We start from the raw sequence: 4,049 nt of genomic DNA, 5'->3' as shown, positions 1-4,049 counted from the left end.
GACAGCCAGCGGGCCGTGGAGGCGATCGGGCGCATCGACGCGATCATCAACCAGGTCAACGACATCCAGGCCACGGTCGCCGCCGCGGTGGAACAGCAGACCGCGGTGACCGCCGAGATCACCCACAACGTCGCCGGCGCCGCCCAGAACAGCCAGGAGATCGCGCAGGGCATCGGCGGCGTGGCCGCGCGCGCGCAGTCGACCTCGGAGGCGGTGCGCGAACTGAGCGCCGCGGCCGACGGGCTCGCCCAGTTCGCGGCGACGCTCGAGAACCTGGTGCACCGCTTCCGCTGCTAGAGCGTGTTCACGATCTTCTGAGAAGGTGTTCCCGATCTCTCGTCCGGCTGAGGGAATGGCGTGGTGCGTACCAAGAACTATCTCAGCGACATCAGTCGCGAGCCGTTCGAGCCCGTGCGACCGTTGTTGGAGCAGGCGCAGCCAAGACCAAGCCCCGTACGGTCGATCTGTACGGGGTGTTCTGCGCCGTGCTGTACCTGTTGCGCACAGGTCCCAAGAAGGCCCGCAATCTGAGCCCGAAGTGAGGGCGATTCCGGCGCCCGGAGCGTTCCCTGCCGGCTGGTAAGGCCTCAGGCCGTCGGCGCGCCGCTTTGTTCCATGAACCAATCTCGGAACCGTCTCAGCGCATCGTCGTCTGCCTTGTCCTCCCGATAGGCCAGGTAGTGGCGTGTCTCTTCCAGCACCACCTCCTGCTCGACCGGCCTGACCAGCCGCCCCTGCTCGACAAGGGGGCCCACCAAGTGGTCCCAGCCGAGGGTCACGCCCTGGTCATTGAGCACCATCTGGATCAGCAGGTTGTAGTCATTGGCATTGAAGTAGTGTGGCCCTTTGCGGAGACGGTCTTCGATGTCCAGGTGATGAATGGCCAGCCACACGCCCCAATCCACATGCTCGGCAACCTGGGACCGCCCGTAGGGGCTCAGGTTGAGCAGTACTCCATCTCTCAGCCCTTCAAGGGTTCGGATCTCGGGATGTGTTTTGAGATAACCCGGCGTGCATACCGGATAGATCCGATCATGGAACAGTGGCCTGCTGATGTAGCCGTCCCGCACCCGCGACATTTTGGTGATGAAGATATCCGGATAGATCCCCGGCTCCATGGAGAGAAAGTTTTGGGTCGTCACCAAATCGAGGTCGATATCCGGATTGGCATTGAAGAAGCTGGGGAGTCGGTGCGACATCCACAGTGCCGAGAAGGCCGGCGAACAGCATAGGGTCAGGGTACGTCTAGCGGTGCTGCCGTAGTCCTTTCGAATGCGTGTCGCGGCTTGGGCAATGTTGATAAAGGACAACTGGGCCGCATCGAAGAAGATGGATCCGGCAGTGGTCAATTCGACCGAACGCCCGACGCGCTTGAACAGGGCCGTGCCGAGGTGCTCCTCAAGTTCACGGATCTGACGACTGATTGCGGCCTGAGTCACGCACAGCGTTTCGGCGGCGCGGGTGAAACTCTGGTAGCGCGCGGCTGCGACGAAGCACTTCACGGCCCTCAGCGAGGGCATCTTGAGCAGCGTCTGGTCGGGGGCGGCGTGCTTGCTCATAACATCAGGTTATCAATACCCGGGAAGAAAGGTCGATTGTGCCCATATGGCAGCATCTCTAGACTCCGCAAATAACAAAAAACAATAAACAGAAATCACCTTTCCCGCAAGCGAGGAAGGTAACTCAAATGCCACACCATCAAAACGGAGCCCACGAGATGACAAGAGTAACGTCCCTTCCTGCTGATGACAGGACATGCGGCTGGTTTCATCTAAGTAAACCTCGCCAGGCGAAACCAAGCCATTCCGGAGAGACCAAAGCTCGCTGGGTGGTGGTTGGTGCTGGTTTCACCGGCCTTGCTGCAGCTCGGCAATTGGCCCTCAATTTTCCAGATGATGAAATCGTGCTGATCGAGGCACAGGAGGTTGGTTTCGGAAGCTCGGGCCGGAATGCCGGCTTTGCCATAGACCTCCCTCACGACATCGGTGCAGAGGACTATATCGGGGAAATTGAAACGGCAAAAACCACCCTGAAGCTGAACCTGACTGGGCAGACAATACTTAGATCACTGGTCGAAAGGCACCAGATAGACTGCCAGCTTCGTGCCTCTGGAAAATACCAGGCGGCAATCGAGGATCGCGGTATCGCCGTGCTCGATGCCTACCGGCGCGGCCTGGATAAGCTCGGGCAACCCTACGAAATGATCGAAGGGAAGGATCTGCCCGATCATATCGGCACTCCTTTCTACCGGAAGGCGTTGTTCACGCCAGGGACGGTCTTGATCCAGCCTGCGGCGCTGGTGAAGGGGCTTGCCGACAGCCTTCCTGCGAATGTGACGCTTTATGAGCACACGGCGATCACCGACGTGGAGTATGGCGAAAAAACCGTGCTCACGCATCGCAATGGCCGCATCACGGCAGACAAACTCCTCCTCACCAATAACGCATTTGGCATGCGTTTCGGCTTTCTCCAGGGGACGATGCTACCCATCTTCACGTACGCGAGCCTGACCAGGGAACTGACAGAGACGGAGCAAGCTCGCCTGGGCGGCAAGTCCTTCTGGGGGGTGATCCCTGCCGATCCGTTTGGAACCACGCTGCGCCGCACGCACGACAACCGCATTCTGGTGAGGAACAGCTTCAGCTTCAATCCCGATGGCCGCAGCAAGCAGAAATATCTGGATCGTTTCGTCAACAGGCATCGGAAGTCGTTCGAGCGCAGGTTCCCGATGCTGTCCGGCGTCGAATTCGAGTACACATGGGGTGGCTCGCTGGCGCTTTCCCGCAACCACATGGGCTATTTCGGCCAGCTTGCGCCCAATGTTTATGGCGCGCTTTGCTGCAATGGCCTGGGGGTGACTCGCGGGACCGCCACCGGAACACTGCTGGCCGACTGGCTGGCCGGGCAGCGCAATGATTTGATCAATTTTCTGCTGTCCTCGCCTGGCCCGAACAGGAATCCGCCGGAACCGTTCCTTTCGATCGGGGTGAATCTCAACCTCATGTGGGGACAGTACCGGGCTGGCAGGGAAGGCTGAGAATAAACCGAAGAGTGGTGGTCTATTAGGCCGCCGCCGAGAGCCGATTGGCTGTTGATTCTTTAATGCATTGCTCAACCGGGCAAGCGCAGAAGACTTTCGCTTGAGCAAAATCGAGCGTTCGCTCTTGCTCAGTTTTTTCACCCACGCATTGTGGAAAAAGAAGGAGAGAGACATAAATGAAAAAAGATCTATCTATCGAGGACGTTCCTCTCAATGGATTCCATCAGCTGCTGACCGTTCGCTCCGGTGGCGGCTGGCTTTTGGATGGCTATGTATTGAGCATCATCGGCGTCGCCATGGTGCAGCTTTCGGCCGCGCTGAGTCTCAGCAGCTTCTGGGAAGGCATGGTGGCATCCTCCGCCCTGATCGGAATTTTCTTCGGTGGCTTCCTCGGAGGTTCGCTGACCGGCCGTCTGGGACGCCAGAAACTGTATTTTGTGGGGCCTGCGATTTTCATCGTCTGCTCGATTGCGCAGTTCTGGGCTGAATCGGGACTGGCACTGTTTTTTTTCCGATTTCTGATCGGCATTGGTGTGGGGTTTGAATATACGGCTGCAGGGGCCTTGCTGGTGGAATTCATGCCCAAGAAATACCGTGGCCCCCGATTGGCGATGTTGACCATTTTGTGGTTTGCTGGCGCCGCTCTGGCCTATATCGTCGGCAATATCATTTTGAGCAGCGGCAATGCCGAGGCATGGCGGTTGGTGCTGGCAAGTCCGGCCGTGATCGGCGCGCTGCTGTTGCTCGTGCGTATCGGCACGCCCGAGTCGCCGCGCTGGCTGTTGAGCAAGGGGCGCGCCGCGGAAGCCGAGCGCGTCATCCAGAAGGTTTATGGCTCTTCGTTCTCCCTGCGAAACCTGCCCGAGCAGCCGGCCGAAAGGAAGATGTCGTTCAGTGATCTACTGCACTCCGGCTATGGCAAGCGCATGCTGTTTGTCGCGGTGTTCTGGAGCTGCTCCGTGATTCCCGTTTTTGCGGTGTATGCGTTTGCCCCGAAGGTGCTGCAGGC

General features: G+C 58.9%; 3 protein-coding genes and 2 pseudogenes. 4 read left to right on the top strand and 1 reads right to left on the bottom strand.

Annotation, left to right across the window (positions count from 1 at the left end; all coding sequences use genetic code 11):
- Positions 1–297: pseudogene (locus ACILSL_RS27100) on the top strand (methyl-accepting chemotaxis protein); the annotation flags it as partial.
- Positions 298–360: 63 nt separating this feature from the next.
- Positions 361–509, top strand: a pseudogene (locus ACILSL_RS27095) (IS5/IS1182 family transposase); the annotation flags it as partial.
- A 78-nt stretch (positions 510–587) separates the two neighbouring features.
- On the opposite strand, the gene ACILSL_RS27090 reads toward ACILSL_RS27095, so the two are convergent.
- Complete coding sequence (locus ACILSL_RS27090) at positions 588–1,559, bottom strand: LysR substrate-binding domain-containing protein (protein ID WP_395735194.1); 972 nt, start codon at positions 1,557–1,559, stop codon at positions 588–590.
- Positions 1,560–1,717: 158 nt separating this feature from the next.
- Here ACILSL_RS27090 and ACILSL_RS27085 point away from each other — a divergent pair, with 158 nt between their 5' ends.
- Both ACILSL_RS27085 and ACILSL_RS27080 read left to right on the top strand, forming a co-directional pair.
- Complete coding sequence (locus ACILSL_RS27085) at positions 1,718–3,037, top strand: NAD(P)/FAD-dependent oxidoreductase (RefSeq protein WP_395735195.1); 1,320 nt, start codon at positions 1,718–1,720, stop codon at positions 3,035–3,037.
- A 179-nt stretch (positions 3,038–3,216) separates the two neighbouring features.
- Positions 3,217–4,049, top strand: an 833-nt coding sequence (locus tag ACILSL_RS27080; RefSeq protein WP_395735193.1) for an MFS transporter, incomplete at its 3' end; no start/stop codon positions are given.

The organism is Prosthecobacter sp., from assembly GCF_044222345.1.
Lineage (GTDB): Bacteria > Verrucomicrobiota > Verrucomicrobiia > Verrucomicrobiales > Verrucomicrobiaceae > Prosthecobacter.
Note: the sequence above shows the minus strand (reverse complement) of the source record. Positions and strands in the feature narration are given on the sequence as shown.